Raw genomic sequence first — 26,310 nt, forward strand, 5'->3', positions numbered from 1 at the left:
CCTTGGCAATGACGTCGGATGTCTCGTAGAGCAAAGCCGCGCTGTCGACCACCGTGACACCCACGCCACGATACGCCTCGTCCGAAAATCCGGCCGCTTTTCCAGCACCGGTTTCGATCACGCACTCGTAACCCAGTTTCTGGAGCTGAAGAGCGGCCTCTGGCGTCATCGCAACGCGCGCTTCTCCTGCGGCTCTTTCCTTAACTGCTCCGATCTTCATCGTATCTTATCCCCCGACGATCGCGCCGCGCCGCCGTCAGCCTGCTCGTCCAATCACTGCCATGAAATCGCATTGAACCAGCGAAGGTCCTTCCACCAACAAGGGCTGCGAGTGTCGAGCCGGTCGGGTTTCGGGGTCCGGGAACATGCGCACCCATTCCTCATTGAGCGGCTCTCGATTGTTGCGGTCGCGCAGATAGACCGTCATCTTGATGATGTCATCGGTGCTGCCGCCGGCGGCCTCGACGATCGTCTTCATATTTGCGAACACATGGGCGCACTGGGATGTGAGGTCCTCCGGCATGACTTGCGTTTCGGGATCTACGCCGTGGATCGCACCCGAGACGACCAGGTTCCCGATTCGACACGCGTTGGGGACCGGGAACTTGTGGGCTAAGCGTTCGACGGTGACGCTCTTGCGGCGGCTTGTGGCGGAGCTTGCCTGCACCACATCGGTCGGATTGGTCATTGGCGATTGAGACATGTGTTTCTCCTGTCATCTCACTTCAGCGCTCCATCGGGCGCCGCTGAAAGCGCATGGTTTCTGGCAGTGCATTTAGTTACTTTGGCGCATCCGCGGGGTTCGCATAGTTTGTGCCGCTCGGCCCATATCCGGTAATCGCGACGAGGGCTGGCTCGTCTCGCGTTTCCCCGAAATGGTTGGCATTGGCGGGTTCGGTGTAGATGCCTCCCGCCGGAAGCGCATTGAGCTTGGTTTCATCGTAGGTATTGCCAAACCCAACGTAGAAGGTGCCCGACAAGACGGTCACGAAGCGGGAATCGGGATGCGATAGCGGCATGATGCGCTTGTGTGGTTCGAGGCGCAGCAGAACCGTGTAAAGTCCTGCTTTCGTCGGATCGCCATAAAGCATTTCAGCGCTCTGACCCGAAACCTGGGACACGCCGACCGTCTTCGAGGCGCTCTGAGTGATCGAAAGTTGCTGGGGTGTCGCAACCATGATTTGCATTGGTCCGCCTGCGGCTTGCGCTTGGGCGATGCTCCCTTGTGTCGCCAAAGTCATGGCAAGAACCAGGTACGGGAAAGTTGATTTCATTGGTCTCTCCTTGGTCCAGAAAGAAGCTCCACGGAAGCATCCAGGTTGCGTCGTGGAGGGTTGCGATTTGTCCCAAGCGCATGCGCTCGGCAAACCGGTGGTTGGTCATTTCGTCTCTCGGGGCGCGGGCCCGAGGTCCTATGTCATCTCTGTGGATCGCATATCGCGTGCCGTCGGGTTCCAACGGTCCCTGTGGGGTCAGGGGCTACCCGCAGCGGTTTGTTCCCTCGTTGCGGCGGACTGGTCGTCCTCATCCGCCGTTGGACCGAGGCCTGGCATAAGATTGATGCCTTTCGTTTCAGGAAGCAGCAGCGTTGCCACGATCGCGATGCTGTAGCCGAGCAACGCAATCAGCCCGATGGCCTCTGCCAAGGTGATCCACTGCGCCAGAATGCCGATGCAGGAGACTGCGATAGCACCGGCCGCCTTGCCGAAGTTATAGGCGAAGCTTTGGCCGCTGCCACGTATCGCTGTCGGGAAGAGTTCGGTAAAGAAGGGACCCAGCGCTGCGTAGTTGCCGATCGTGAAGAAGCCGAATGGCACACCCATCAGAATGAGTCCCCAGCCCGATAGCGGCAGGAACATATAGGCAATGGTCACCACCCATGAGCAGACCAGAAACAACTGGAATGTCCGTCGCCGTCCGAGCACGTCGGACAGGTATGCGCTTGCCAGGAAACCGAAGAACGAACCGCCGGTAACCAGAAATACGTAGTAGCCTGAGGCGCTTGGCGAGAGGTGACGGACCGTCTTCATGAACGTCGGCAGCCAGTTGACAATTGCTCCGCCCACGCCGACGACGCCGAAAGCCAGCAGTGAAGCAAGGATCGTCACCTGCAGCATGCCAGGGTGGAAGATCGCGCTGAGGCTCGGGTCGCGGCCGGTGGCCTTTATCGCAGCTCGGGTCTGCTGATAGAGTTCCGGCTCCTCGATCGTTCGGCGCAGATGCAGAACCAGAAGTCCGGGCAGCACGCCAATCATCAGCAGGGTCCGCCATGCATATTCCGCCGGTACGTAGGCCAGAACGATGCTGGCCAATATGGCCGCGGCACTCCAGCCGACGCCAAAACCACTTTGAACGCTGCCCACCGCCTTGCCGCGGTGGATAGGCCGGATGATCTCGCCCATCAGCACGGCACCAGCGGCCCACTCACCGCCGAAGCCCAGCCCTTGCAGCACCCGCACGACGATGAGCTGTTCGAAGTTCTGCGTGAAGCCGGCGATGAGAGTGAACACCGAGAACCATAAAATGGTGAACTGCATGACGCGGACGCGGCCGAAGCGGTCTGCCAGATAACCGCATGCCCAGCCACCCACGGCGGCCGAGAGGAGTGTCGCTGTGGCGAGATAGCCCGCTTGCGCCGTCGTCAATCCCCATGCTGCGATCAGCACCGGAAGCACAAAGCTGAACAGTTGCGCATCCATCGCGTCCACTGCCCACCCCGCAAAGCATCCCCAGAACGTATTTCGCTCTCTATTTGTTAGCTCGCGATACCAGCCAAACATTTGGTCTCCTCCCAATGTTGATTTTTCGCACTCAGCCGGTCACACAACGAGCGGCGTCAGGCCTCCGTCCATCGTCAACGACGCGCCGGTCACGTAGGATGCTCGAACGCTGGCGAGATAAAGCGCGGCATCGGCCACCTCCTCTGGGGTGGCATAGCGCCCAAGCGGTATGCGCTGCTGGTTTTGACGCAGCAGCTCCTCCGGCGGCTTTCCGGTGGCGCGCGATTCCGCGTCCAGCGACATTTGCACCCGATCGGTCATCGTGGCCCCGGGATTGATGACGTTGACGCGTATGCCCGCGTGTCCCCAAGCTGCAGCCAGACCGGCCGAGGCCAGCATCAGCGCCGCGTTCGCAGCGCCGCCAGGAATATGGATCGGCGAGGCGATCTTGCCGCCAGTGCCGATAATGTTGACGATCGCACCCGCGCGCCGCGACACCATGCGCGGCAAGACATAGTCCATGACGTTCATGTAGGTGAAGAACTTCGCGTCCATCGCGATGCGCCACTTGTCCGGCGTTAGTTCGCTCGGGGGTACGCGCACGGCGCCACCGGCGGAATTGACCAGCACAGCAATCGGTCCGACCTGCTCCTCAACCGCAATGACTGCACGCTCGGCTGCGGTGCCATCCGACAGGTCCGCGGCGAAGGGTGTGACGTCGATGCCGTCGGCCGCAAGTGCTGCCCGGGCGGCGGCCAGATTATCGGCGCCGCGCGATACGATAGCCACGCGGGCGCCTTCCCTGGCGAAGGCCCGGGCGCAGGCAAGACCGATGCCTTTGCTGCCGCCCGTGATCAAAACGACTTTGCCGTCCAGCTCAAGGTTCATTGCGCATTCTCCTGTTTCAGCACATCCGGATTGTGGATGTTGATCGGCGCGCCCTGGGCAAAGGCGACGATCTGGTCAAAGGCATTGCCATAGGCATATTCGTAGTTGTCGCGCTCGACATAGCCGAGATGTGGCGTGCACAAGGCGTTTGGCAGCATCAGCAAGGGGTCGCTCGGGTCGGTCAAAGGTTCGTGCTCAAACACGTCGACTGCCGCTTTGCCGGGGCGGCCGTTGCGCAAGGCTGCGACCAGCGCCCCAGGCTTGATCAGCTCCGCTCGGCTCGTGTTCACCAGCAGGGCCGTCGGCTTCATCAGGGCAAGGTCGTCGGCGTCGATCAAGCCGGCAGTCTCGGCATTCAGGCGCAGGTGCAGGCTGAGCACGTCCGATTGCTCGAACAGGGCCTGCTTGCTCGCGGCAACTGGAAGGCCCTCTTGCCGCGCCCGGTCCAGAGACCCCTGGCGCCCCCAGATCAGCAACTCCATGCCGAAGGCGACGCCGATCCGCGCCACCATCGCGCCAAGCCGGCCAAAGCCATAGATTCCGAGTGTGCGGCCTCGCAGTCCGAGTCCGACGGTCGTCTGCCATGACCCTTCCCGAAGCGCGGCGCTTTCAAGCGGAATGTTGCGCATCGCCGAGAGGATCAGGCCCCAGGTGAACTCCACCGTTGGATATGAAGGCCGTTGCGTCAGAGCCGAGGAGACCAGAACGCCGTGCCGCGTGCATGCGGCGAGATCGATGTGCGGCACATGGCCATTCTGGCTGATCAGCCTGAGGTTCGGCAGTCGGCTGACCAGCACTTCGTCCACCTTGGTCCGCTCGCGCAGCAGCACGAGTACGTCGGCATTGGCAAGTCGCTCTGCCAACATGTTCACGTCGGCTACCGCATCGTTCCAAATCGTCACCTCATGGCCTTGAAGTTTGCTGAAGCAGTCGAGCGTACGAACGACATCCTGATAGTCGTCGAGGATAGCCACACGCAGTCTGGGGGTGAGATTAGCCATTATAGTCACTCTTTGCTCGGCAAGTCGGCAACTGCGGTCCCTGCATCGATTGCACCGCATTTTTCGTGCTCGAAGGCAGCCTTCGCCAGCGCCCGCTCCAGCACCTCGGCCGCGCGCGCAATCGGGATGAAGCAGACGCCGGTCTCATCGGCGACGACGATATCGCCGGGCGCGACGCGAATGCCGGCGATCTGGATATCGCCATTGATTTCCACCGTCTCGATGCGCCATTTGCCCGTAACCGGGGTGATCTCGGTGGCCCAGAGTGGATATTCCACACGACGGGAATGGCCGACGTCACGGATGCCACCGAAGACGATGGCGCCGGCTTCGCCCTGCCGTTTGCCGGTCTGCGCCGAAATGCCGCCCATGTTGGATATGCCGGCAACACCATCGATGACGACGACGTCACCAGGCAGCGCCAGATTGTGAGCCTCGAACTCCGCCATGCGGTTCACATGGTTGCGGGCAGTTTCGTAGACATGGTCGCGTTGCATGATATTGCGCACGGTCAGGGCCGGCCCGACGATGCTTGCGTTCGGCAGGGTCGGCTTGAGAACCGATGCTCCGATAGCGCCGGTGATGCCCAGCTCGTCCATGACGTCGGCGACCACGCTCGTCGCATCGGGGATGCGTTTGAACTTCTCGATGAGGCCATGCGGCGGACGTGGCGCCCGCATCAGACGAATACGATCGGGGCTGATCTTACCGGTCAGCTTCGGCAACAGGTCTCCGGCAGGAGCATCATTCATGAGATAAATCCTCGCAGTATATTGCGCAGTTGTCTGTCGCAGCCTTATCTCCGATGCAGGACATCATCGTTCTGGCTCTTGTCGATACAGTTGCCCAAAAGGTTTGAATCGTCCAATTTAGATTTAGAGGGCACGATTATCATCGTGGTGAATAACATGCGGCTTGATCTCAACCTGCTGGTGGTCATTGAAGCGATTATGCTGGAGCGGAACGTGACGCGAGCCGCAGCCAGTCTGTCGATGAGCCAGCCAGCAGTCAGCAACGCGCTTCGGCGCGCCCGAAAATTGACGCACGACCAACTTTTCCTAAAAGTTGCGGACGGCGTTCAGCCAACCTCACGGATGCTCGCCATTTGGCCCGAGCTTCACCGTTCGCTCGCGGTCATCAGAGCCTCAATCGCACCGGAGCAATTCGACCCGCGCTCGGACCCGACCAGCTTCCGAATTGCCGTTACGGATAGCCTTGCCGAGGAAGCGGTCTGCGGCATTGCGCTGAAGCTGCGCGCGATGTCACCCTATGCCCGCTTGGCATTTTCTTTCCATACCAATGCGAGCTCTCTTGAGGGGATAGAGCGTGGCACGCTTGACTGCGCCGTCGGTATGTTTCCGTCGCTCCCACGAGACATCCATGTTCAGGGGCTTCGGACAGATCACTACATGTGCGTGATGCGGCGAGGACATGCATTAGAGGGAGAGATGGACCTTGATCAGTTCGTCGCAGCTTCGCATGTGCTGGTGACGCCATCGGGGATGGATTTGGGCGTGATCGATGGCTGGCTGAGCCTGCATGGTCGTACAAGGACAATCGTCGTCGTCGTCAACCATTTTGTCGATGCGCTGCGCATTGTCGCGGGAAGCGACCTGATGACCTGTGTGCCCAGCGGATTCATCAACGGACATGGCCGATCGCTCGTCTCCCAGCATGGATTGGTCGTTCGTCATCTTCCTTTCGAGGCCGAGAAACTGGTCTATAAGCTCGTGTGGCATGAACGTGTTCACACCCATCCCGCTCACCAATGGTTCCGCTTGCTTGTTGCCGGTATTTGCGGAAACGTCGGAGCGGATAATGCCGGCTGAGTGCTGTGGTCATACATTCAATGCGGAGTTTTCCCATCGGGTAGCCGCCAACGACCGTTTTTCATCCGTGAAAAATACCCTGCAGATTTGGCTGTTTGCCACTCGGGCCGCTGCCCCTATCTCTCCCTGCAACGGCAAACGATCGCGGAGGATGACATGCAGACTGAAGCTGACAATGCTACCACAATGGTTCTCTGGAACGACCGCGAGATTCCGCGCCTGGGCATGGGATGCTGGGCGATCGGTGGGCCGTTTTATGCCGGCGACGTACCGCTTGGCTGGGGCGAAGTCGATGACGATGAATCGATCCGCGCTATCGAGCGGGCGGTGGATCTTGGCATTCGCTTCTTCGATACCGCCTCGAATTATGGGGCTGGGCATTCCGAAGAGGTGTTAGGTCGGGCGATTGGCAATCGAGGCGATATCGTTATCGCGACCAAATTCGGCTCCGCGACGGACGAGAAGACTAAACAAGCAATCGGCGCTTTCGCCGACCCGGCCTTCATCCGGCAGTCCGCCGAGACGTCTTTGCGCCGCCTGCGCCGCGACCGTTTGGATCTATTACAGTTCCATCTCAACGATTTTCCGCTCGAAGCGTCGGATGAGGTATTTGAAACGCTCGAAACGCTAAAGGACGAAGGCAAGATCGACGCGTTCGGCTGGAGCACGGACCATCCGGATCGTGCCGCACGTCATCTGCATCGCGCGGGATTCGTGTCGATCCAGCATACGATGAATGTCTTCGAGCCGGCTTCGGCGATGATCGATATCATCGAGCGCAATGGCCTGATTTCCATCAATCGCGGTCCGCTCGCCATGGGTTTGCTCAGCGGCAAGTTCACGCCTGACAAAACGGTCGGCGAGAAGGATGTGCGTGGCGCGAGTCTCGGCTGGATGATCTACTTCAAGGAGGGTAAGATCGCTCCTGAATTCGCCGCCCGTCTGGAAGCGGTCCGCGATCTGCTGACCGTAGACGGCCGCACGTTGACGCAGGGTGCGCTTGCATGGCTATGGGCGCGCTCGCCGCGCACGCTGCCAATTCCCGGCTTCCGCACGGTTGCCCAGGTCGAGGAAAATGCCGGCGCCCTCGCGAAGGGACCGCTGCAGGCAGAGGTGATGGCCAAAATCGACAAAGCGCTGTCTGGTCTCTAGGTCCGGCATGCCGCGACAAGGTCCTGCTTTCATCCCGCGCTCGCGGATCGATCGTCCGCTGAACCATCTGCGTGAATTCGATCACGGCCGCCGAGCTTTGCCATATAAAGTGCCCGGTCCGCGCGGGCATATAGGCTGAGGGCTGTGTCACCCGGCTGCGCGCACGCTATGCCTGCCGAAAATGTGTATTGAAATTCTGGATGCTCCGGCAGCGGTCTGGCTTTGCGAACGGAAACGAGCATCCGTTCGACGATCAAATGTGCCTGGCCGATGGGAGTGGCTGGAAGCGTGAGCACGAATTCCTCCCCGCCGATGCGTCCGAAGCAATCGGTGCGCCGAACGAGGCTATGAATCCGCTTTGCGAAGTCTCTGAGCACCACGTCGCCAATCTGATGGCCGAATTGGTCGTTGATGCTTTTGAAGCGGTCGATATCGAGGACGCAGAGGCAGCCGGACGATGGCTCGGCGTCCTTACGTGGCAGCAGCATGTCTTCGACACGGGCGGTGACGAAGCGGCGATTGGCGATACCGGTCAGTTCATCGGTATAGGAGGCCTTTATTGCCAGATCCCGGTCCTGCCGGACCGTGCGTGTCTTTGCCTTCAAACCCGTCACATCGCTGGCGACACACAGCATCCACCCATCTTTTTGAACCATCTCCGTCATCCAAAGCCAACGACCGTCGACGAGATCGGTCTCAAAGGCCCGGTAGCCGATCTTTCCGCGGCGAGATTGGGTAGAGATCAACCACTCTTCAAAGTCTGCAGCGTGGATGACAGTGCCGCGTTTCGCATGGAAATTCCGCCGCATCAGATCTGGCCACAACGGCGTCTCATCGGGCTCTATGAAAAAGGCTGTCCGAAACGCCTTGTTCGCGTAGCGCAATCGGTCGAATTCATCATAGGCAGCTACGAGAACAGGGGCGCTCTCGAATAGTTCAAACAGTCGGCTGATGTCATTATCCATGGGATCGACTTTGACAATCCTCGTGCGTGTTCTCATGAAGCCGGACGGTTGGAAGCGCCTCAACGGTCTATTTGTCGCCGAACGATGATCAGGTCAAGCTTAAGTAACATCGACAGGGGTCAGAACGCTCATTGTTACAATGACCATCACGACCGGCGCCAGGCGTGATGAAGCATCGGCGGCATCCGCGGCCCGCTATCTTGGCTCTCCGCTGATGCATCGCCGGATGAAGTTTCCGGCATGTATGATTGCCTGCCGTCCTGCTTCGAGCTGTGCGTTCCATAGCGGCCATGCGTGGATCATGCGCGGCCAGATCTCGAGTGTGACCTCGACGTCGGCTTCGCCGGCAGCCGCTGCAAATCTTGTGGCATCGGCAAGCAGGCTTTCATCCGATCCGACCTGAATGAGGAGCGGCGGCGTTCCCTTCAGATCGGCATAGAGCGGGGAAACGCGAGGATCCCTGCGGTCCACATGCGGGGGCACGTAGGCCTCGGCGAGCTCAAGCAAATAGTCTTTGTGAATGAGCGGATCGATCGCACCCTTCGTGGCAAGCGTCGTGCCGGACATGGTCAGATCAGTCCAAGGCGAAATCAGCCAGCCACATGCCGGCAAGGCTTCACCGGCAGCGCGCAGTGTATTGATCAGCGAGACGGTCAGGCCGCCGCCGGCGCTATCGCCGCCAACGGCGATATGTTCGGCATCTATGCCCTGTCCGCGCAGAAAGCGCCAGGCGGCGATGGCATCGTCGAGGGCCGCGGGAAACGTATTTTCCGGAGCAAGGCGATAGCCGACGGCGAGCGTCCGCGCGCCCGCGGCGCGCCCAGCTTCGGTCACCAAACGGCGATGGCTGACGATCGAGCCCGAGCAATAGCCGCCCCCGTGGAAGAACATGAGCACATGCGCGGCATTGCTGCCCGGCGCCAATGACCATTCCGCGGAGAAGCCGTTCAGTTCGACCTCTTCCAGTTCGATATCGTCGGCAATCGGCCAGGCGGCACCGACTTCCTCGATTCTATGCCGGCGCTCCGCCCATCCGACGGGGCGGGGCCTGGAATTTAATAGGGCTCGAATAGCATCGATTTCGCGGTGGTCCGTCATCTTGATCTCCGTATAGGCCCGGATCGGATCATTGCTGGATTTCAGTCGATGCAGATGTGATTGCGGCAGCCGGACGCTATTTCGTCGGGCCGTTCTGTCCCTTTGGGACGTTCTTCGAGAATGCCGTCTAAGCTTCGTTGGTCCCAGTCACAGAATAGAATCGCGTTTGCGCCGTTGCAAGAACGTCGCGGGCAGTAATCGCCGATTGAGTCATCGCGACGTTATTATCCCGCCTCTGTAAGTCCTTTACTCTTCGTACGGCAAAATTCGATCAACTGCTGCGAGGTCATTGGTCGTGCTAGCGCGTAACCTTGCAGCAGATGGCAACCAAGATCTTTCAGGATCTTCGCATGCTCCATGGTCTCCACGCCTTCGGCAACGATGTCGATGTTTTGCGATCGGCCGATTTCGATAATTGAGGAGACCAGACGGCGTTGGGATGGAGACGTAACAATCGGCTTGATAATTTCCCGATCGATCTTAAGCCTTCGTGGTTCAAATCTAAGCAGGCTGACGATGCTGGCATGTCCGGTGCCGAAATCGTCGATCTCGATTTCGATCCCAAGCTCTTTGACAGCGGGAATGATCTCATTGAGAACAGGTTGAAGATCATCGAAGGAGATTGTCTCAAGCAGCTCGAAACACAGGCGACCTCTCGCCAAGGGAAGTGCGGAAAGCTCGGCAAGCAGATTTGGCTGCGCCAGTCGACGCGCAGAAATATTGACTGAGACACGCGGGATGTCCATCCCAAGGCTGTCCCATCTTGTAAGCTCGAACAGGGCCTTTTGCAGGATCAGCCTGTCCATGTCGCCGCTGCGCCCCAGCCTTTCCGCGACGTCAAGAAATTTGTCCGGGGTGAGCAGACCTTTTCGCGGGTGATCCCAGCGGGCGAGTGTCTCGACGCCGACGATATCCAATGTGTCTGCGTTAAACTGCGGTTGGAAGAATGCGACCAGTTCATCGCGATCGAGCGCATGATTGAATTCGTCCGCCAGTTCTTTCGAATGGATTGTGGCGCTACGAAGCTCTTCGGTGAAAATGGCGGCGCGGCCGCGACCCGTCTTCTTCGCCTCGTACAGAGCCAAATCGGCATTGAGAAGCAATTGACTGAGGTCTCGCCGGCGCGCAGCAGGTTCAGTCTCCCAGGCGACGCCAACGCTTGCACCGACCACACACTCCGCCCCATCAATGGAGAGGGGCTGCTCGAGCGTATCGACAATCTGTTGCGCCAACGCGTTTGCCTTAGGCTCGGGATCGGTGCTCCAGCTAGCGAAGATGAACTCATCTCCGCCGATCCGAGCCGCGACGTCGTTCGGGCCGGCCAAATTGGCAAGGCGCGAAGCCGTTGCCTGCAGCACCGTGTCACCTCCGGCATGACCTTTCGTGTCGTTGATCTCCTTAAATCGATCCAGGTCGATATGAATGAGGATCAGACAATCTTCCGGACCGGGTCTCGTCGGCTGCGAGATCATCTGGTCGATAAATCGTCTGTTAGGAAGCCCAGTGAGGGCGTCATGCAACGACAGGTATTCCAGCCTTTGCCGTGCTCGAACGAGCTTTTTCTTGTGAAGGCGAAGCTTTTCAATGGTTTTTTGGCGTGATTTGGTCAGAAAGCCGACCCAGATGATCGGTGCAATGACACAGAATGCCAACAGGCTCGCATAGAGCTCAAAAGTGGCAATCCCGCTATTTTGACCCCATCCGTGCTTGGGCACCGCGGCGAGGGTCCATCGGCCATACGTCATATCAACGAATGTCACGACCGGTTGCTTCGAAAAAGTGTCCAGGCTACCGAGAAAAACTTGTTTGGGCGAGTTCGGCTCCGGTACGGTGCTGATGGCAATCTCAAGGTCGGTCGATTCAAGGCCGCTATCTTGGTAAAGCCTCGGAATATCTACGATTCCAGAAAGAAGACCCCAAAAGATCTGGCTTGTTCCGTCATTGATATAAACTGGGCACCTGACTATGAAAGCAGTCCCGCCCTGGACGAGCTCAACAGGCCCGGTCAGAACGATATTGTGGGTGTTGCGCGCCAGCATCGCGCCATCGCGTTGCTTTTCATTCTTTCGGTAGTCGAGTCCGATGGCCTTTTCGTTTCCTTTTTCCGGATAAACCCACTTCACCACCATGCCAGGCGCCGCGGCGAAGCTTCGCAATTGTGAATCGGGCTGCAAGATTTCGGCAGCAAGTTTGGAAAAGGCGGTTTGGTCCATCGTTGGATTGACTGCGACACCAGCCGCCAGGCCTTGCAGCAGCTTCACATTGCTATTGAGGTTCGTCTGAAGCCGGGATGAAATGGTGGCAATCTCGCCGGCAACAATGGAGCGTTCATCGGCCAGCGATCGTTCCCGCCGCCAGTTCGTTGCAACACAGACGACGATGACTGCAATAGTTGCCGCAAATATTGCCGGAGCAAATGCGCCAGTATGGCCTATTACAGAGCTCGCGAAGCCGCGCAGTATCTTTGGATTTCTTCGAAACTTCATCAGGTTGCCGGTATAGAGGACACGCCTGTACCCTGACACAGTTTCTTTAAAGCAACACTAAACCGGCTAGGGCAAAGAATTTTACTCTCCACACGAGGTCTTTTGCCGGGTGATGACGGCATCCTGCAGCGCATGAGATCACGTGACTTTGAAGTAAGGTCGTTCGCTTGAAGTTGCCGAGGCTCGCAAGTGCCGCGTATCTTACCGGAGTGATTAATCCATTCGAGGGCTGTCTGATATGTCGGTAATGTTGAATCGCCGGAATGTCTGCTTAGGTCTATCTGCCTTAGCGATCGGTACCTTCAAATCCAGCGTCGTCTTTGCTCAAGAGAAGGAAAATGTGAATAGCGGCTCGGCCGCCTATTTGTATTTCTCCCAGCCGATTGATGAAAAGTCTACACTCGATCTTACGAGCGGAATCATAAATCTGAGATCAAAAGGTTACAGTACAATATACCTGATGATAAATTCCATGGGTGGAAATATCGCTTCGGGCATCGCCCTATACCACATACTGTCTTCCATGGACGTTCAAATTAATACGTATGCAATTGCCAATGTTGAATCGGCGGCAGTTCTTTTATTCCTGGCTGGGAAAGAAAGAATTGCAAATAAAGAATCTCTTTTTGCATTTCACTCCGGCCAAGAAACCTTCAGCAGCGAAAAACTGACCGCCGATCAAATCAATGAGGGATATAACGCCCTTGCAATCGATGATGATCGAATGAAGGAAATATTCGAGGGGCGGCTTTCAATCAGCGACAAGCAATATGCCGACCTCCTGAGCCCGAAACTTCGATTTGTAAGGGCACCTGAGGCATTAAATATGGGCCTGGCAACACGGATCGGCGAGGTGAGCATACAACCGCATGATGGGCTGTTTTTTGTTCAATCCTCCGGCGGCAAGTAGTCTTGGTGAAATGCCTCTTTGGCCGGGTGGCGTTCGTATGGGAGCTACCTGAGCGAGACAATGCTCCGCATAAACAGAGGCGAATTCTCAGCATCCTGGAAACCGTCTACGGCAAGTTCAAATCTCTTGATCGGAGCAATGCATGCGCCTTTTCAAGTCCACGCTCCTGGCCACGTTCTGCTTGATGGCAACGTTCGCCCAGGCTGCCGGTCTTCGCTTCATCAGCGTGCCGGCTGAGCCCGGCCTTCCAATGCTACAAGCAGCCGTCTGGTCTCCTTGCGCCGAAGAGGCGGGCGAGGTGAAATTTCGCATGACGACGCTGCCGGCCACGGAGAACTGTGCCGTGTCCGGCGAAAAACTGCCATTGATCGTGATCTCGCATGGCTATGGAGGATCCTTCGTCAGCCACCATGACACAGCCGAGATGCTCGCAGATGGTGGGTTCGTTGTCGTTGCGCTCAACCATCCGGTCGACGCCGGAGCCGGCGGCGATTTGAGCCGTGCCGATACTCTTGCCCCGTTCACGGAGCGTCCGGCCGACATCACGCGATTGATCGACTACATGCTCACCGCATGGCCCGATCATTCGAAACTCGACCCCGAAAATATAGGGTTCTTTGGCTTCTCGAGAGGTGGCTATACAGGCTTGGTTGTTGCAGGCGGCACTCCCGATCTTCGAAAGGCTCTTGCGCTCTGCCCGGAGAATTTTCCGAAGCCCAGTTGCGCACAAATGCAGAAAAACGAGATGCCGGCACAATCATTCGCGCATGACCCTCGCGTGAAGGCCCTTGTCATTGCCGATCCGGCTTTCGGTCCATTGTTCGGCCCAGACGGCTTAGAGAACGTGAAAACTCCGATTCAACTTTGGGCGTCGGAACACAGCGGAGAAGACAGGACTGGCGGTGAAGTGTCGTTTGACTTTGTTTCGGCTATCGATCGCGATCTGCCGGCCAAGCCCGACTACCATATCGTACAAGGTGCCGGTCATTTTGCCTTCCTTACGCCCTGCACGCCGGATTTGGCTAAGAAACGTCCGGACATATGCGGCGACAGACCCGGGTTCGACCGGGTGGCCTTTCACAAGGAGTTCAATTCCGCGGTGTTGGCGTTCTTCCGGAAGCACTTGGAGCACTAACCGGCCGATCTGACGGCCGAATTGGTCGTTGATGCTCTTGAAGCAGTTCTGGCCAGAAGTGGGGCGTCCGCTGCAGCAAAGACGCCCCTTCGTATCTAAATCGGGTCCGCGCTGACATTGGAGCGGTAGATGTCGGTCATCCCCAGCCACTGCATGGTTCTCGTTTCGGGTGCTTTGTTCAAGGTGATATCCGTGACCACCGCAGCACTGTCCGCCCCGTTCTCGAAGACGCCGGCAATGCGTTCCACGGTCAGCCCGCCGATCGCCACCAGCGGTATGCTGCCGATGCGCGCCTTCCATTCGCCGATGCGGTCGAGACCCTGCGGCGCCCAGGCCATGGCCTTGAGAATGGTGGGGTAGATCGGACCGAGCGCGATATAGTCCGGACGCGCCGCCAGCGCGATCGCCAGCTCCGCCTCGTCATGCGTCGAAAGTCCCAGTTTCAAGCCTGCCTCGCGGATGGCGCCAAGATCGGCCACCGCCAGATCCTCCTGGCCGAGATGGATGAAATCGCAGCCTTCCTCGATGGCAAGTTGCCAGTAGTCATTGATGATCAACTGGCATGCGTGGGCAGCGCAGACCGCCTTTGCCTGGCGGATGTCTGCCCGTATCTCGGCCAGAGTGCGATCCTTGATGCGCAGTTGCACCAGTTTGACACCCAGTGGCACCAGCCTTTCGATCCATGCGGCACTGTCAACGATCAGGTAGAATGGATCGAGCTTCATGCGAAAACCGCCTTTCCGATTACGGGTGTCGAAGGCACTGCCATGTCGCGCGGCTCCAGCATACCGGCGCCGAAGGCCTGCCTGCCGGCGTCGATCGCCTTGGCGAAGGCTTCCGCCATTGCGGCAGGGTCGCCGGCGCCGGCAACCGCGGTGTTCAGCAGTACGGCATCGAAGCCGAGCTCCATGACAACAGCAGCATGCGAAGGTCGGCCGATACCGGCGTCCACGATCAACGGCACGTCGGGAAAATGTGCCCGCAGAGATCGAAGTGCGGAAAGATTGAGCGGTCCTGCCGCAGAACCGATCGGCGCGCACCAGGGCATCAGCACCCGGCATCCGGCTTCGAGCAGACGTTCGGCGACGACCAGATCGTCCGTCGTATAGGGAAAGACCTCGAAACCCTCACCGATCAGAATGCGCGCCGCCTCGACGAGTGCGAAGACATCCGGCTGCAGCGTATCGTGGTTGCCGATCACCTCCAGCTTGATCCAGTTGGTTCGAAACACTTCGCGGGCCATCTTGGCGGTCAGCACCGCCTCCGATACGCCATGGCAGCCGGCCGTGTTGGGAAGAACGCGAACGCCGAGCGCGCGGATCATGTCGAAGAATGCGCCACCGTTGCGACCGCCGACCGCTTCGCGGCGCAACGATACGGTGACGATCTCGGTCCCTGATCGCTTGACCGCTTCGGCGAGGACTGCTGGCGAGGGATAGCGCGCGGTGCCGAGAAGAAGTCGCGACCCGATTTGGCTTCCGTAGAGATCGAGCATGGTCAGCCTCCTTGCATGGGTGTCAGGATCTCGATCCTGTCGTTGTCGGCCAGAATATGTCCGTCGCGATCCTCGCGATGAACGAGTTCGCCGTTGACGGCGGTTGCCAGCCATTCGCCTTCGTAGTCGAGGGCGGCCAAAAGCTGCGAAAGCGTCGTGGCGGCGATCGTCTGTGCTTCGCCATTAATGATCAGGTGCATTGGAAACTCCTTTGCGTCGTCCGTTCGGAAAAGACGAGATCGGCGGCTTCCGCCGCCATTGTTGGCGCCAGCAGAAAACCGTGGCGATAAAGACCGTTGAGGAAGGTGACCTTGCCTTCCCGCATTACTCGCGGAAAATTGTCGGGGAGGGCAGGGCGGATGCCGGCGCCGGTTTCGACGATAGTGGCATCCGCAAAGGCTGGATGCAGCGCATAGGCTGCATTCAGCAGTTCCATCATCGAGCGCGCAGTGATCGGGCCGTCGAATTCGGTCTCGATCATCGTCGCGCCGACCATAAACAGGCCCTCGCCGCGGGGGACGATATAGACGGGAAAGCGCGGATGTAGCAGGCGAACGGGCCGGGCGAGCGTGACCTCCTCAGTATGCAGATAGAGCATTTCGCCACGCACGCCGCGCAGATCGCGACTTTGCCCGATGCGGGCAGCACCTGTGCAATCAACGATATCGGAGAAATCGTCTTCGCTCACATCTTCGTCGGTAAAGACGACGCCCTCTGCCGACAACAGCTCTTTCAACTCGCGCAGCGCGAGACGAGGATCCAGATGAGCCTCACGCTGGAAGAACAGGCCATGTCTGAAGCGAGTGGCGAGAGTGGGTTCGAGTGCAGCAATGTCGTCCTCTCCCACCCATTGATAGCAGGTCGTGCGGCTGGCAAATCGCTTCAGTTCACCATGATCGCGCGTCGATGCGACGACCAGCGTTCCGTTGCGGACGACCTTGCCCGGCAGGATCGCTTCCCACCGATCGGCGGCATCGAGGCCGCGTTTAAGCACAGTCTCAGCGGCGCTTTCGCGCTCGCACCAAGGCGCGAGCATGCCGCCGGCGAGCCAGGAAGCAGCGCGAGCGAAGTTTGGGTGCGGGTCGAAGACGATCACTTCCGCACCACGGGCTTGCAATTCGCGTGCGACCGTGAGGCCGGCGACGCCGGCCCCCTTCACAAGGACACGCATGTCAGTCTGCCTTATGGGTTGGGGTGTCGATCGGCATATAGAGATCGCCGCCCTCACGGTATTTCGCCGCCATCGCGTCCAGCCCTTCCTTCTGCGCTTCGGCGCGGATATCGTGCGAAATCCGCATGGAGCAGAATTTCGGGCCGCACATCGAGCAGAAATGCGCAACCTTGTGGGCTTCCTTTGGCAAGGTTTCGTCATGGAAGCTGCGGGCGGTGTCGGGATCGAGCGACAGGTTGAACTGGTCTTCCCAACGGAACTCGAAGCGGGCGCGCGACAATGCATCGTCGCGCACCTGCGCGGCCGGGTGCCCCTTGGCAAGGTCCGCCGCATGGGCGGCGATCTTGTAGGTGATGACACCTGTTTTGACGTCATTGCGATCGGGCAGGCCGAGATGTTCCTTCGGGGTGACGTAGCAGAGCATGGCCGTGCCGAACCAGCCAATCATGGCAGCGCCGATGCCCGAGGTGATATGATCGTAGCCCGGCGCGATATCGGTCGTCAGCGGCCCGAGCGTATAGAAAGGCGCCTCGCCACAAACGGCGAGCTGCTTGTCCATGTTTTCCTTGATCTTGTGCATCGGCACGTGGCCGGGGCCCTCGATCATCACCTGGCAATCCTTCGCCCAGGCGATCTTCGTTAGCTCGCCGAGCGTTTCGAGTTCGGCAAATTGCGCCGCGTCGTTGGCATCGGCGATCGAGCCGGGGCGCAGGCCGTCGCCGAGCGAGAAGGAGACGTCATAGGCGCGGCAGATATCGCAGATTTCCTCGAAATGTTCGTAGAGGAAGCTCTCGCGATGATGGTGAAGACACCACTTGGCCATGATCGAGCCGCCGCGCGAGACGATGCCGGTCACGCGATTGACGGTGAGTGGGATGTAATGCAGCCGTACGCCTGCATGGATGGTGAAATAATCGACGCCCTGTTCGGCCTGCTCGATCAGCGTGTCGCGATAGATCTCCCAGGTGAGGTCCTCGGCAATGCCGCCGACTTTTTCCAGCGCCTGGTAAAGCGGTACCGTGCCGATCGGCAGCGGCGAATTCCGGATGATCCATTCGCGGATATTGTGGATGTTGCGGCCCGTCGAAAGGTCCATGACGGTATCGGCGCCCCATCGGGCAGCCCAGACCATCTTTTCGACTTCCTCCGCCATCGATGACGTGACGGCGGAATTGCCGATATTGGCGTTGATCTTCACCAGAAAATTCCGGCCGATGATCATTGGTTCGCTTTCGGGGTGATTGATGTTAGCCGGGATAATCGCTCGGCCGGCGGCGACTTCCTGGCGGACGAATTCCGGCGTGACATGATCCGGAATATGAGCGCCGAAGCTCTCGCCGTCGCGAATCAGTGCTTCGGCGTTGGCCTTGCGGCCGAGGTTTTCGCGAATGGCGATGAACTCCATCTCCGGCGTAATGATGCCGGCCCGTGCATAAGCGAGCTGGGTGACGGCTTTACCGTCCCTGGCACGTAGCGGCCGGCGTCGCCCTGGGAATTCCGGCGTGAGCCGTTCGCCGCTGACAAAGCCGTTGTCCTCGGGGCGGACATGGCGGCCCACATAGGATTCGACATCGCCGCGGGCGAGCACCCAGTCACGGCGCAGTTGGGGCAGGCCCTGCTCGATGCGGATCTCGGCGCCCTCTATCGTGTAGGGACCGGAGGAATCATAGACGACGACAGGCGGCTCGCCTGCGGTCGGATGGACGCTGATCTCGCGCATCGGTACGCGGATATCGCTATGGATATCTCCAGAAATATGGATCTTCCGCGATGCCGGCATCGGGCCGGTCGTGACGGTCGGGGTAAGATTCTTTGCGGCAATGGTCATGGTTTGAGGCTCCAAATTGCAGTTGGAGACCCAGTCAATCAGCCGGAATGATGGAAAGACGCCGGCACGGATTCCACGCATGAATCCAAAGCCTTCGAGCGCTTGCACCGTCCCTACGCCAGTATGAACTGGATCAGGTTCAACGGGTCACTGCGCCCACAATCGGCAAAGCCGTATTGTTCAGCAGTATCTCAGCCCCTTGCCGGGACCCCCCTGGTGAATGTCGGTGATCGTAAAGGGCCGCTGCTGATGATGTCAAGCTTGCTCTCATTGCGGCTCGGGCGTCGACCGATACCTCTGACCCGAGCCTGGCTGATGAAAGATGTCCGTATTGGCGGTTACAGGAGGAAATTGGCTTGACTGATTTGCTCAACCATTCTTAATAAACTGATCTGCTGGACCAACCAGTGGACCGGAGGGTGTGATGGACGAAAGTCCGATCTTAACCGAGGTGCCGAATATCGCGCGTGGTCTCGCCCGCCGGACGGCGCGTGACGTTATCGCCCAGAAGCTGATGGTCCTGATAGCAACCAACATGTTGCGGCCGGGCGACGAGTTGCCGGGCGAGCGCGAACTGGCAAGCGTTCTCCATGTCAGCCGCGAAACGGTGCGCGGCGCCATCCAGACCCTGGCCGCGCAGGGTATCATCGCGGTTTCGCATGGCAGCCGCAGCCGCGTTTGCAAGGTCGACCTCAGCCACATCACGGTGACGATCGCCTCTCCCAACGCAATCGACAGCTACGATCTGGAGTCGGTTCACGCGGCCCGTCTCCATGTCGAGCTCAAGGTCGTCGGCGACGCTGCCGAACGGATCGACGATGCGACGCTGGCAAAGTTGCAGGCTCTTCTGGAGGCGCAGCGGCTTGGCGGAGACGATGTGATGCGTTTCCTCATTTGCGACCGCGAATTCCACGTTGCGATCTATCGCGCCGGTGGAAACCCGCTGCTCGCCGACTTTGTCACTGACCTATACACCTACATGATGAATTACCGCCGCAACGCCATGTCCAAGCCGGGCGCTATCGAAGCGAGCTACGACGATCATCTATCGATCTACGAGGCTCTCGCACGGCATGACCGCGATGCCGTCGTCGACGCGTTCCGGCATCATCTGACGCGTATTTACGAAACGACCAAGGTTCTGCTGGCGACCGGCAATACCGGCAATACGGTTTGAGCCGCTGAGCATGAGGAGATCTGGCTGATATGCATGTGATGGTTATCGGGGCGGCTGGCATGATCGGCCGCAAGCTGGTGGAGAAGATTGGTCTGCAGGCAGATGTGCTTGGCCGCGGGATCGACAGGTTGACGCTTGTCGACGTTGTTCCGCCGCCGGTTCCGGCCGCGCTTGTATCCGTTTCCACGGCGATGACGGCCGATCTTTCTGATCCCGCGAGTGCCACCAAGCTTTCCGGCTTGCGGCCGGATATGATCTTTCATCTGGCGGCGATCGTATCCGGCGAGGCCGAGGCGGATTTCGATAAGGGCTACCACACCAATCTCGATGGCACGCGCTCGCTCTTCGAGGCCATCCGGCACGAGGGGCTGAAGGAGCCCTATAACCCCCGCGTCATCTTTGCCTCGTCGATCGCTGTTTTCGGCCAACCCTTTCCGGAGAAGATCGGCGATGATTTCTTCACGACCCCTCTGACGAGCTACGGTACGCAGAAGGCGATCTGCGAACTGCTGCTTGCCGATTATTCGAGGCGCGGCATCTTCGACGGCATCGGCATTCGCCTTCCAACAATCTGCATCCGCCCCGGCAAGCCGAACAAGGCGGCCTCTGGCTTCTTCTCGAACATTCTGCGCGAGCCTCTTGTCAATCAGGAAGCCGTGCTGCCGGTGGACGAGAATGTCCGACACTGGTTTGCCAGCCCACGTTCCGCAGTCGGCTTCTTCATCCATGCCGCACGCATCGACAGCAGCAAGATCGGGCCGCGCCGAAATCTCACCATGCCCGGACTGTCCGCGCTTGTTGGCGAGGAGATCGAGGCTCTGCGCCGCGTTGCCGGCGAAAAGGCGATCAAACTCATCCGCCGTGAGATCGACCCCACAATCCGCTCGATTGTTTCCGGATGGGCGACGGATTTCGATGCGCGGCGGGCAACGGCGCTCGGCTTCAGGGCGGAAACCAATTTCGATGAGATCATAAGGATCCACATCGATGATGAACTTGGAGGGAAAATCTGAGATGGCGCAGCCCGCAATCGCACCAAAAACCCAGATCGCCCTTGTCACCGGCGGAGGTACCGGCATCGGCCGCAGCATCGCCAAAGCGCTGAGCGCTGAAGGTTATACCGTTGTCCTCACCGGGCGCCGTCATGATGTGCTGGAAAAGGCAGCCAGCGAACTCGCCGCCGAGACTGGCGGCACGATGCGGGCGATTGCCTGCGATATCGGGGCTCCTGAACAGGTCGCTGACCTCTTCGGCAAGATCAAATCCGAATTCGGCCGGCTCGATCTTCTCGTCAACAATGCCGGCAGCGGTGCGCCTGCGATACCGCTCGAAGAGCTCACCTTCGACCAGTGGAACGGCGTGGTCGCGGCCAACCTCACCGGCGCGTTCCTTTGCACGCAGCAGGCTTTCAAACTGATGAAGTCGCAGGTGCCTCACGGCGGCCGCATCATCAACAACGGGTCGATTTCGGCGACAGCGCCCCGGCCAAATTCCGCCCCCTATACCGCGACCAAGCATGCGATCACCGGTCTTACGAAATCGACCGCGCTCGACGGACGCCCATTCGATATCGCTTGCGGCCAGATCGATATCGGTAATGCCGCAACGGACATGACCGCGAGAATGAGTTCCGGTGTGCTGCAGGCGAATGGAGAAATTGCCACCGAACCGACGATTTCCGCTGAGCACGTCGCTCGCGCGGTCGTCTACATGGCAAGCCTTCCGCTGGAGGCGAACGTCCTGACCATGACCGTGATGGCGACAAAGATGCCGCTCGTCGGAAGGGGATAGGACGTCGAAATTGAATTGGTTGGCGTTCTGGCGGTGAATGTCTCGGAGGAGGAGATGACCGGCAGGGCCAAGGAAGTGACAAGTTCTGGGAGGGACTTTTATGGCAGGTGTCGAGTTTGTCGATGTCAGGAAATCATTCGGGGCGTTCCCGGTTATCAAGGGCGTGAATATCGAGATTGCCGACGGGGAGTTCGTGATCCTGGTCGGACCGTCGGGATGCGGAAAATCCACGCTTCTGAGAATGCTTGCCGGCCTCGAGAACATTTCCGCCGGCGAGATCCGTATCGGCAATCGTGCCGTCAACGGTGTAGCGCCGGGTGACCGCGACATAGCCATGGTCTTTCAGAATTATGCGCTCTATCCGCATATGTCGGTGGCGCAGAACATGGCTTTCTCGCTGATGCTCAAGCGTGCGCCGAAAGCCGACATGGATATGCGTGTCAAGAAGGCTGCGGAAATCCTGGGCCTCACAAAGCTCCTCGACCGCTATCCCCGCCAGCTTTCCGGCGGCCAGCGCCAGCGTGTCGCCATGGGCCGGGCGATCGTGCGCGATCCGCAGGTCTTCCTTTTCGACGAACCGCTTTCTAACCTCGATGCCAAGCTCCGGGTCGCCATGCGCGCGGAGATCAAGGAGCTTCATCAACGTCTCGGCACCACGACCGTTTACGTCACGCATGATCAGATCGAGGCCATGACGATGGCCGACAAGATCGTCGTCATGCATGACGGCGTCGTCGAGCAGGTGGGAAAGCCGCTGGATCTCTACGACACGCCTGCCAATCTTTTCGTCGCGGGCTTCATCGGTTCGCCGGCGATGAACATGATCAAAGGCCGCCTCGATGCGGAGAATGGCAGCCGGTTCATCGCGTCGGACGGAACTGTCCTGCCGGTGGCAAATCCGCCCGCTGGCGCAAAGGGCCGGGATCTCGTCTATGGGCTGCGTCCGGAATACATCGCGCTCGACGCCAACGGTCTGCCGGCGGAAATCATCGTGATCGAGCCGACCGGGTATGAAACGCAGATGACCGTCAGGTTTGGCGGCAGTGATGTCAACTGCATCTTCCGGGAACGGATCAATGCCCGACCCGGCGATACGCTGCGCGTTTCCATCGACGCGCCGCATGTCCATCTATTCGACGCCGAAAGCGGTCGGAGATTGACGATCTGATACCGCTTCGGCGGGAAGCAGGAAAAAGAGGAGTTTTCCTGCTCGCCCGTCGGTGCGGAAATATCCGGCAAGGTCGGAGGTGATGGTCGTCGTCCACCACACGGGAAGGTGGGCGCCGGGGGGATTTGCTCCCGTTTTCAAAGGAGGAGTATCATGACATTCAAAAGACGTGACTTTCTTGCCGCATCCGCGGCCGCGGCCGGCATCGCTGGCCTTGCGCCGCTCGGCATTCGCCCATCTTTCGCCCAGACCGAACCCAGCTACACGCCCGAAAAGGGCGCAAGTCTCAGGCTTCTTCGTTGGACACCCTTCGTCAAGGGCGACGAGGATGCCTGGCTTGCCAATACCAAGAAGTTCACGGAGGCAACGGGCGTCGAGGTTCGTGTCGACAAAGAAAGCTGGGAAGACATCCGACCGAAGGCCGCTGTCGCCGCCAATGTCGGTTCCGGTCCCGACATGGTGATGTGCTGGTTCGACGATGCTCATCAGTATCCCGATAAGCTCGTCGACCTGACCGAACTCGGTAACTATCTCGGCAACAAATACGGCGGCTGGTATGACGGCGTGCGCGGTTACGCAACCCGCGGCGACAAGTTCATCGCCATGCCGTTGACGGCGATCGGCAATGCCGTCGTTTATCGCGACAGCCACGTAAAGGCCGCGGGCTTCAGCGAATTTCCGAAGGATACCGCAGGGTTCCTGGAGCTTTGCAAGGCAATGAAGGCGAAAGGCACGCCGGCCGGCTTCCCGCACGGCAAGGCCGTGGGCGATGGCAACAATTATGCCCATTGGTTGCTTTGGAGCCATGGCGGCAAGATGGTGGACGAAGGCGGCAAGGTGACTATCAACAGCCCTGAAACGCTGGCGGCCATCCACTATGCGATGGATCTCTATGCGACCTTCATCCCCGGTACGGAAAGCTGGCAGGACATCAACAACAACCGCGCCTTCCTTGCCGGGCAGGTATCGCTGATCGCAAACGGCGTATCGGTCTATTATGCAGCGAAGAAGGACCCGAAGCTCGCCGAGATTGCCGCCGATATCAGAACCACAAACTTCCCGATCGGCCCGGTCGGCAAGAGCGTCGAGCTGCACCAAACAAGCTCGTTGGTTCTTTTCAGTCATACCAAATATCCGGAAGCCGCCAAGGCCTATATCAAGTTCATGATGGAAGGCGATCAGATGAACGCCTGGATCCAAGGGTCGAGCGCCTATTGCTGCCAGCCCTTGAAGGCCTTTGCCAACAACCCTGTCTGGACTGCTGATCCGGTGCACGCACCCTATGCCCGCGCCTCGGAAACGCTGCGCCCGAACGGCTATGCCGGTCCTCTGGGCTATGCTTCGGCAGGTGTGATGGCCGATTACGTGCTCGTCGACATGTTCGCCGCCGCCGTAACCGGCCAGATGTCGCCGGAGGATGCGATGAAGGAAGCTGAGCGCCGGGCGAACCGCTACTACAAGGTTTGATCCTTCGCGAAGATCTGCAGCGTGCCGGCAACGGCATGCTGCGACTGTCCATCAGGAGATAATATCATGTCGACTGTGCCATCCGGGGATATCACGCGCAGCCCGATCAGATCGCTCATGCAAAACAACAATATGCTCGGCTTCCTCTTCATGTTGCCGGCGGCCATCTTTCTGATTTGTTTTCTTACCTATCCGCTGGGGCTCGGCGTCTGGCTCGGTTTCACGGACACGCGGATCGGGCGTGCCGGGAGTTTCATCGGACTGGAGAATTATCAATTCCTGGCCCATGACTCCGTCTTCTGGCTGACGGTCTTCAATACCTTGCTCTACACCTTCGTTGCTTCCGTCCTGAAATTCGTGCTCGGCCTTTGGCTGGCGCTGCTTCTCAATCAGCATCTGCCATTCAAGTCGTTTTTCCGGGCGATCGTGCTGCTGCCCTGGGTCGTTCCAACGGTGCTGTCAGGATTGGCATTCTGGTGGATCTACGATTCCCAATTTTCCATTCTCTCATGGTCTCTGGTGAAGATCGGCCTGATCCATGGCCCGATCAATTTCCTCGGCGATCCGACCAATGCGCGCATCTCGGTCATCGTCGCCAATGTCTGGCGCGGTATCCCTTTCGTGGCGATTTCCCTGCTTGCCGGTCTGCAGACCATTCCCGCTTCGCTGCAGGAGGCGGCATCTCTGGATGGGGCCACGAGTTGGCAGCGCTTCCGTTACGTAACGCTGCCGATGCTTACGCCGATCATCGCCGTGGTGATGACGTTCTCGGTGCTGTTCACGTTCACGGATTTCCAGCTCATCTATGTGTTGACCAAGGGCGGTCCGGTCAACGCGACGCATCTGATGGCGACGCTTTCCTTCCAGCGCGGCATCCCCGGAGGGCAGCTCGGCGAGGGGGCGGCAATCGCGGTTGCCATGATTCCCTTCCTGCTTGCCGCCATCATGTTCAGCTTCTTTGGTCTGCAGCGCCGCAAATGGCAGCAAGGCGGACAGGACTGAGATCGGGAGAACCTCATGAACACCAAAGCCAACACCGCCAATCCGGTACTCACCGATAATGTCGAAGGCATGGGCTATCTCAACCGCCTGCCTCGACGCATCGTCATGCTTTATCTGCCGATGGCGGTCTTCGTCTTCGTGCTTCTGTTTCCCTTCTACTGGATGGCGATCACGGCCATCAAGCCGAACGCACAGTTGACCGACTACAATAACTACAGCCCCTTCTGGGTGGTGGAGCCGACACTCGATCACATCAAGTACCTGTTCTTCGAAACGTCGTATCCGGGCTGGCTGTGGAACACGATATTGGTGGCGGTCGGATCGACTGCGCTGTCGCTCTTAGCCTCAATCTTTGGCGCCTATGCAATCGAGCGTGTGCGCTTTACCGGCTCGCGTTCGATCGGCTTGCTGATCTTCCTGGCCTACCTGGTTCCGCCTTCGATCCTTTTCATTCCTCTGGCCTTTATTGTCTTCAAGCTCGGGATCTACGATTCTAGGCTGGCTCTCATCTTCACCTACCCAACGTTTCTTATCCCGTTCTGCACCTGGCTCTTAATGGGCTATTTCAGATCGATACCTTTCGAACTGGAAGAAAGTGCGCTGGTCGATGGCGCTAGCCGCTGGCAGATCCTTGTCAAAATTATCCTCCCGCTGGCGGTGCCTGGGCTGATATCGGCCGGAATCTTCGCCTTCACTCTTTCCTGGAACGAATTCATCTACGCGCTCACCTTCATCCAATCGTCGGAAAACAAAACCATCCCGGTTGGTGTTTTGACGGAGTTGGTGCGCGGCGACGTTTTCGAGTGGGGTTCGCTCATGGCCGGCGCTCTATTCGGTTCATTGCCGGTCGTCATTCTCTACTCCTTCTTCGTCGACTACTACGTTTCGTCCATGACTGGCGCCGTGAAAGAATGATGAGCGAGAGGGCTGTCTCCTCCGCGATAGCCAATTTGGATTGGGCCTGCACGAAGCCGGCAAGAGATAGAGGGCGGCACTGACCGGGCGCCGTCCCGATAGAGCGCGTCGG

25 protein-coding genes, 1 pseudogene and 1 riboswitch are annotated in these 26,310 nt (G+C 58.9%); of the genes and pseudogenes, 11 read left to right on the forward strand and 15 right to left on the reverse strand.

From position 1 onward, the window contains the following. The 7 genes and pseudogenes from ACXHXG_RS31540 to ACXHXG_RS31570 all read right to left on the reverse strand — a co-directional run. Positions 1-220, reverse strand: a pseudogene (locus ACXHXG_RS31540) (Re/Si-specific NAD(P)(+) transhydrogenase subunit alpha); the annotation flags it as partial. Between the two features lie 36 nt (positions 221-256). Further along, positions 257-703: a RidA family protein gene (locus ACXHXG_RS31545; RefSeq protein WP_245464117.1), complete on the reverse strand. Its 447-nt coding sequence runs from the start codon at positions 701-703 to the stop codon at positions 257-259. A 76-nt stretch (positions 704-779) separates the two neighbouring features. After that, the gene (locus tag ACXHXG_RS31550; RefSeq protein ID WP_104827467.1) at positions 780-1,274 is read right to left on the reverse strand and encodes a cupin domain-containing protein; all 495 of its coding nucleotides are present in this window, start codon (positions 1,272-1,274) and stop codon (positions 780-782) included. Positions 1,275-1,472: 198 nt separating this feature from the next. Further along, positions 1,473-2,780 carry an MFS transporter gene (locus tag ACXHXG_RS31555; RefSeq protein WP_104827466.1) on the reverse strand — a complete coding sequence of 436 codons (1,308 nt, stop codon included), beginning with the start codon at positions 2,778-2,780 and terminating at the stop codon, positions 1,473-1,475. A gap of 39 nt (positions 2,781-2,819) precedes the next feature. After that, positions 2,820-3,608 (reverse strand): SDR family oxidoreductase, encoded by a 789-nt coding sequence (locus ACXHXG_RS31560; protein ID WP_104827465.1) that lies wholly within the window; start codon positions 3,606-3,608, stop codon positions 2,820-2,822. Further along, complete coding sequence (locus tag ACXHXG_RS31565) at positions 3,605-4,609, reverse strand: D-2-hydroxyacid dehydrogenase family protein (protein ID WP_245464116.1); 1,005 nt, start codon at positions 4,607-4,609, stop codon at positions 3,605-3,607. The genes ACXHXG_RS31560 and ACXHXG_RS31565 overlap by 4 nt, the downstream gene beginning before the upstream one ends. 5 nt (positions 4,610-4,614) lie before the next feature. Next, positions 4,615-5,361, reverse strand: coding sequence for an RraA family protein (locus ACXHXG_RS31570; protein WP_104827464.1), 747 nt, complete (start codon positions 5,359-5,361; stop codon positions 4,615-4,617). A 156-nt stretch (positions 5,362-5,517) separates the two neighbouring features. On the opposite strand from ACXHXG_RS31570, the gene ACXHXG_RS31575 reads away from it, so the two are divergent. Both ACXHXG_RS31575 and ACXHXG_RS31580 read left to right on the forward strand, forming a co-directional pair. After that, positions 5,518-6,438 (forward strand): LysR family transcriptional regulator, encoded by a 921-nt coding sequence (locus tag ACXHXG_RS31575; protein WP_457901836.1) that lies wholly within the window; start codon positions 5,518-5,520, stop codon positions 6,436-6,438. Between the two features lie 156 nt (positions 6,439-6,594). After that, a complete protein-coding gene (locus tag ACXHXG_RS31580; protein ID WP_457901837.1) occupies positions 6,595-7,590 on the forward strand; it encodes an aldo/keto reductase in 996 nt (331 codons plus the stop codon). 29 nt (positions 7,591-7,619) lie between these two features. Here ACXHXG_RS31580 and ACXHXG_RS31585 read toward each other — a convergent pair whose 3' ends face one another. From ACXHXG_RS31585 to ACXHXG_RS31595, 3 genes are all read right to left on the reverse strand, one after another. Beyond that, positions 7,620-8,555 carry a GGDEF domain-containing protein gene (locus tag ACXHXG_RS31585; RefSeq protein WP_457901838.1) on the reverse strand — a complete coding sequence of 312 codons (936 nt, stop codon included), beginning with the start codon at positions 8,553-8,555 and terminating at the stop codon, positions 7,620-7,622. Between the two features lie 195 nt (positions 8,556-8,750). Next, positions 8,751-9,653, reverse strand: coding sequence for an alpha/beta hydrolase (locus ACXHXG_RS31590; RefSeq protein ID WP_457901839.1), 903 nt, complete (start codon positions 9,651-9,653; stop codon positions 8,751-8,753). A gap of 224 nt (positions 9,654-9,877) precedes the next feature. Beyond that, positions 9,878-12,139, reverse strand: coding sequence for a bifunctional diguanylate cyclase/phosphodiesterase (locus ACXHXG_RS31595; protein ID WP_457901840.1), 2,262 nt, complete (start codon positions 12,137-12,139; stop codon positions 9,878-9,880). Between the two features lie 238 nt (positions 12,140-12,377). Here ACXHXG_RS31595 and ACXHXG_RS31600 point away from each other — a divergent pair, with 238 nt between their 5' ends. Continuing rightward, on the forward strand, positions 12,378-13,049 hold the full coding sequence (locus tag ACXHXG_RS31600; RefSeq protein WP_283052382.1) for an ATP-dependent Clp protease proteolytic subunit: 672 nt from the start codon (positions 12,378-12,380) through the stop codon (positions 13,047-13,049). Between the two features lie 142 nt (positions 13,050-13,191). Continuing rightward, positions 13,192-14,184: an alpha/beta hydrolase family protein gene (locus ACXHXG_RS31605; protein WP_104827457.1), complete on the forward strand. Its 993-nt coding sequence runs from the start codon at positions 13,192-13,194 to the stop codon at positions 14,182-14,184. A gap of 95 nt (positions 14,185-14,279) precedes the next feature. On the opposite strand, the gene ACXHXG_RS31610 is transcribed toward ACXHXG_RS31605, so the two are convergent. Genes ACXHXG_RS31610 through thiC form a run of 5 tightly spaced genes read right to left on the reverse strand, consistent with a single transcriptional unit; the run spans position 14,280 to position 18,678 of the window. Beyond that, positions 14,280-14,909: a thiamine phosphate synthase gene (locus tag ACXHXG_RS31610; RefSeq protein ID WP_104827456.1), complete on the reverse strand. Its 630-nt coding sequence runs from the start codon at positions 14,907-14,909 to the stop codon at positions 14,280-14,282. Further along, positions 14,906-15,679 (reverse strand): thiazole synthase, encoded by a 774-nt coding sequence (locus ACXHXG_RS31615; RefSeq protein ID WP_104827455.1) that lies wholly within the window; start codon positions 15,677-15,679, stop codon positions 14,906-14,908. The genes ACXHXG_RS31610 and ACXHXG_RS31615 overlap by 4 nt, the downstream gene beginning before the upstream one ends. A gap of 2 nt (positions 15,680-15,681) precedes the next feature. Continuing rightward, complete coding sequence (gene thiS / locus ACXHXG_RS31620; RefSeq protein ID WP_104827454.1) at positions 15,682-15,879, reverse strand: sulfur carrier protein ThiS; 198 nt, start codon at positions 15,877-15,879, stop codon at positions 15,682-15,684. Beyond that, on the reverse strand, positions 15,870-16,850 hold the full coding sequence (thiO, locus tag ACXHXG_RS31625; RefSeq protein ID WP_104827453.1) for a glycine oxidase ThiO: 981 nt from the start codon (positions 16,848-16,850) through the stop codon (positions 15,870-15,872). Before thiO ends, thiS begins: the two co-directional genes overlap by 10 nt. A 1-nt stretch (position 16,851) precedes the next feature. Further along, a complete protein-coding gene (gene thiC / locus ACXHXG_RS31630; protein WP_285170084.1) occupies positions 16,852-18,678 on the reverse strand; it encodes a phosphomethylpyrimidine synthase ThiC in 1,827 nt (608 codons plus the stop codon). A 92-nt stretch (positions 18,679-18,770) separates the two neighbouring features. Continuing rightward, positions 18,771-18,903: riboswitch (TPP riboswitch) on the reverse strand. Positions 18,904-19,102: 199 nt separating this feature from the next. Between thiC and ACXHXG_RS31635 the strand changes: the two genes are divergently transcribed. The 7 genes from ACXHXG_RS31635 to ACXHXG_RS31665 all read left to right on the forward strand — a co-directional run bounded on the left by ACXHXG_RS31635 (position 19,103) and on the right by ACXHXG_RS31665 (position 26,198). Further along, positions 19,103-19,855, forward strand: a complete 753-nt coding sequence (locus tag ACXHXG_RS31635; RefSeq protein ID WP_104827452.1) for a FadR/GntR family transcriptional regulator — start codon at positions 19,103-19,105, stop codon at positions 19,853-19,855. A gap of 29 nt (positions 19,856-19,884) precedes the next feature. After that, the gene (gene denD, locus ACXHXG_RS31640; protein ID WP_457901841.1) at positions 19,885-20,868 is read left to right on the forward strand and encodes a D-erythronate dehydrogenase; all 984 of its coding nucleotides are present in this window, start codon (positions 19,885-19,887) and stop codon (positions 20,866-20,868) included. Position 20,869: 1 nt separating this feature from the next. Continuing rightward, positions 20,870-21,646, forward strand: a complete 777-nt coding sequence (locus tag ACXHXG_RS31645; protein ID WP_457901842.1) for an SDR family oxidoreductase — start codon at positions 20,870-20,872, stop codon at positions 21,644-21,646. A 100-nt stretch (positions 21,647-21,746) separates the two neighbouring features. Further along, complete coding sequence (locus ACXHXG_RS31650; RefSeq protein WP_104827449.1) at positions 21,747-22,814, forward strand: ABC transporter ATP-binding protein; 1,068 nt, start codon at positions 21,747-21,749, stop codon at positions 22,812-22,814. A gap of 153 nt (positions 22,815-22,967) precedes the next feature. Beyond that, positions 22,968-24,281, forward strand: coding sequence for an ABC transporter substrate-binding protein (locus ACXHXG_RS31655; protein WP_285170081.1), 1,314 nt, complete (start codon positions 22,968-22,970; stop codon positions 24,279-24,281). A 66-nt stretch (positions 24,282-24,347) separates the two neighbouring features. Beyond that, complete coding sequence (locus tag ACXHXG_RS31660) at positions 24,348-25,283, forward strand: carbohydrate ABC transporter permease (RefSeq protein WP_457901843.1); 936 nt, start codon at positions 24,348-24,350, stop codon at positions 25,281-25,283. Between the two features lie 15 nt (positions 25,284-25,298). After that, positions 25,299-26,198 (forward strand): carbohydrate ABC transporter permease, encoded by a 900-nt coding sequence (locus ACXHXG_RS31665; RefSeq protein ID WP_168843882.1) that lies wholly within the window; start codon positions 25,299-25,301, stop codon positions 26,196-26,198. Positions 26,199-26,310 lie beyond the last annotated feature (112 nt).

This window comes from Rhizobium sp. LEGMi-198b, from assembly GCF_054114205.1.

Excerpts from the sequence above, each read along its gene's own strand:
- ACXHXG_RS31545 (WP_245464117.1), bottom strand. The coding sequence starts at position 703 with ATGTCTCAATCGCCAATGACCAATCCGACCGATGTGGTGCAGGCAAGC.
- ACXHXG_RS31550 (WP_104827467.1), bottom strand. The coding sequence starts at position 1,274 with ATGAAATCAACTTTCCCGTACCTGGTTCTTGCCATGACTTTGGCGACA.
- ACXHXG_RS31555 (WP_104827466.1), bottom strand. The coding sequence starts at position 2,780 with ATGTTTGGCTGGTATCGCGAGCTAACAAATAGAGAGCGAAATACGTTC.
- ACXHXG_RS31560 (WP_104827465.1), bottom strand. The coding sequence starts at position 3,608 with ATGAACCTTGAGCTGGACGGCAAAGTCGTTTTGATCACGGGCGGCAGC.
- ACXHXG_RS31565 (WP_245464116.1), bottom strand. The coding sequence starts at position 4,609 with ATGGCTAATCTCACCCCCAGACTGCGTGTGGCTATCCTCGACGACTAT.
- ACXHXG_RS31570 (WP_104827464.1), bottom strand. The coding sequence starts at position 5,361 with ATGAATGATGCTCCTGCCGGAGACCTGTTGCCGAAGCTGACCGGTAAG.
- ACXHXG_RS31575 (WP_457901836.1), top strand. The coding sequence starts at position 5,518 with ATGCGGCTTGATCTCAACCTGCTGGTGGTCATTGAAGCGATTATGCTG.
- ACXHXG_RS31580 (WP_457901837.1), top strand. The coding sequence starts at position 6,595 with ATGCAGACTGAAGCTGACAATGCTACCACAATGGTTCTCTGGAACGAC.
- ACXHXG_RS31585 (WP_457901838.1), bottom strand. The coding sequence starts at position 8,555 with ATGGATAATGACATCAGCCGACTGTTTGAACTATTCGAGAGCGCCCCT.
- ACXHXG_RS31590 (WP_457901839.1), bottom strand. The coding sequence starts at position 9,653 with ATGACGGACCACCGCGAAATCGATGCTATTCGAGCCCTATTAAATTCC.
- ACXHXG_RS31595 (WP_457901840.1), bottom strand. The coding sequence starts at position 12,139 with ATGAAGTTTCGAAGAAATCCAAAGATACTGCGCGGCTTCGCGAGCTCT.
- ACXHXG_RS31600 (WP_283052382.1), top strand. The coding sequence starts at position 12,378 with ATGTCGGTAATGTTGAATCGCCGGAATGTCTGCTTAGGTCTATCTGCC.
- ACXHXG_RS31605 (WP_104827457.1), top strand. The coding sequence starts at position 13,192 with ATGCGCCTTTTCAAGTCCACGCTCCTGGCCACGTTCTGCTTGATGGCA.
- ACXHXG_RS31610 (WP_104827456.1), bottom strand. The coding sequence starts at position 14,909 with ATGAAGCTCGATCCATTCTACCTGATCGTTGACAGTGCCGCATGGATC.
- ACXHXG_RS31615 (WP_104827455.1), bottom strand. The coding sequence starts at position 15,679 with ATGCTCGATCTCTACGGAAGCCAAATCGGGTCGCGACTTCTTCTCGGC.
- thiS (WP_104827454.1), bottom strand. The coding sequence starts at position 15,879 with ATGCACCTGATCATTAATGGCGAAGCACAGACGATCGCCGCCACGACG.
- thiO (WP_104827453.1), bottom strand. The coding sequence starts at position 16,850 with ATGCGTGTCCTTGTGAAGGGGGCCGGCGTCGCCGGCCTCACGGTCGCA.
- thiC (WP_285170084.1), bottom strand. The coding sequence starts at position 18,678 with ATGACCATTGCCGCAAAGAATCTTACCCCGACCGTCACGACCGGCCCG.
- ACXHXG_RS31635 (WP_104827452.1), top strand. The coding sequence starts at position 19,103 with ATGGACGAAAGTCCGATCTTAACCGAGGTGCCGAATATCGCGCGTGGT.
- denD (WP_457901841.1), top strand. The coding sequence starts at position 19,885 with ATGCATGTGATGGTTATCGGGGCGGCTGGCATGATCGGCCGCAAGCTG.
- ACXHXG_RS31645 (WP_457901842.1), top strand. The coding sequence starts at position 20,870 with ATGGCGCAGCCCGCAATCGCACCAAAAACCCAGATCGCCCTTGTCACC.
- ACXHXG_RS31650 (WP_104827449.1), top strand. The coding sequence starts at position 21,747 with ATGGCAGGTGTCGAGTTTGTCGATGTCAGGAAATCATTCGGGGCGTTC.
- ACXHXG_RS31655 (WP_285170081.1), top strand. The coding sequence starts at position 22,968 with ATGACATTCAAAAGACGTGACTTTCTTGCCGCATCCGCGGCCGCGGCC.
- ACXHXG_RS31660 (WP_457901843.1), top strand. The coding sequence starts at position 24,348 with ATGTCGACTGTGCCATCCGGGGATATCACGCGCAGCCCGATCAGATCG.
- ACXHXG_RS31665 (WP_168843882.1), top strand. The coding sequence starts at position 25,299 with ATGAACACCAAAGCCAACACCGCCAATCCGGTACTCACCGATAATGTC.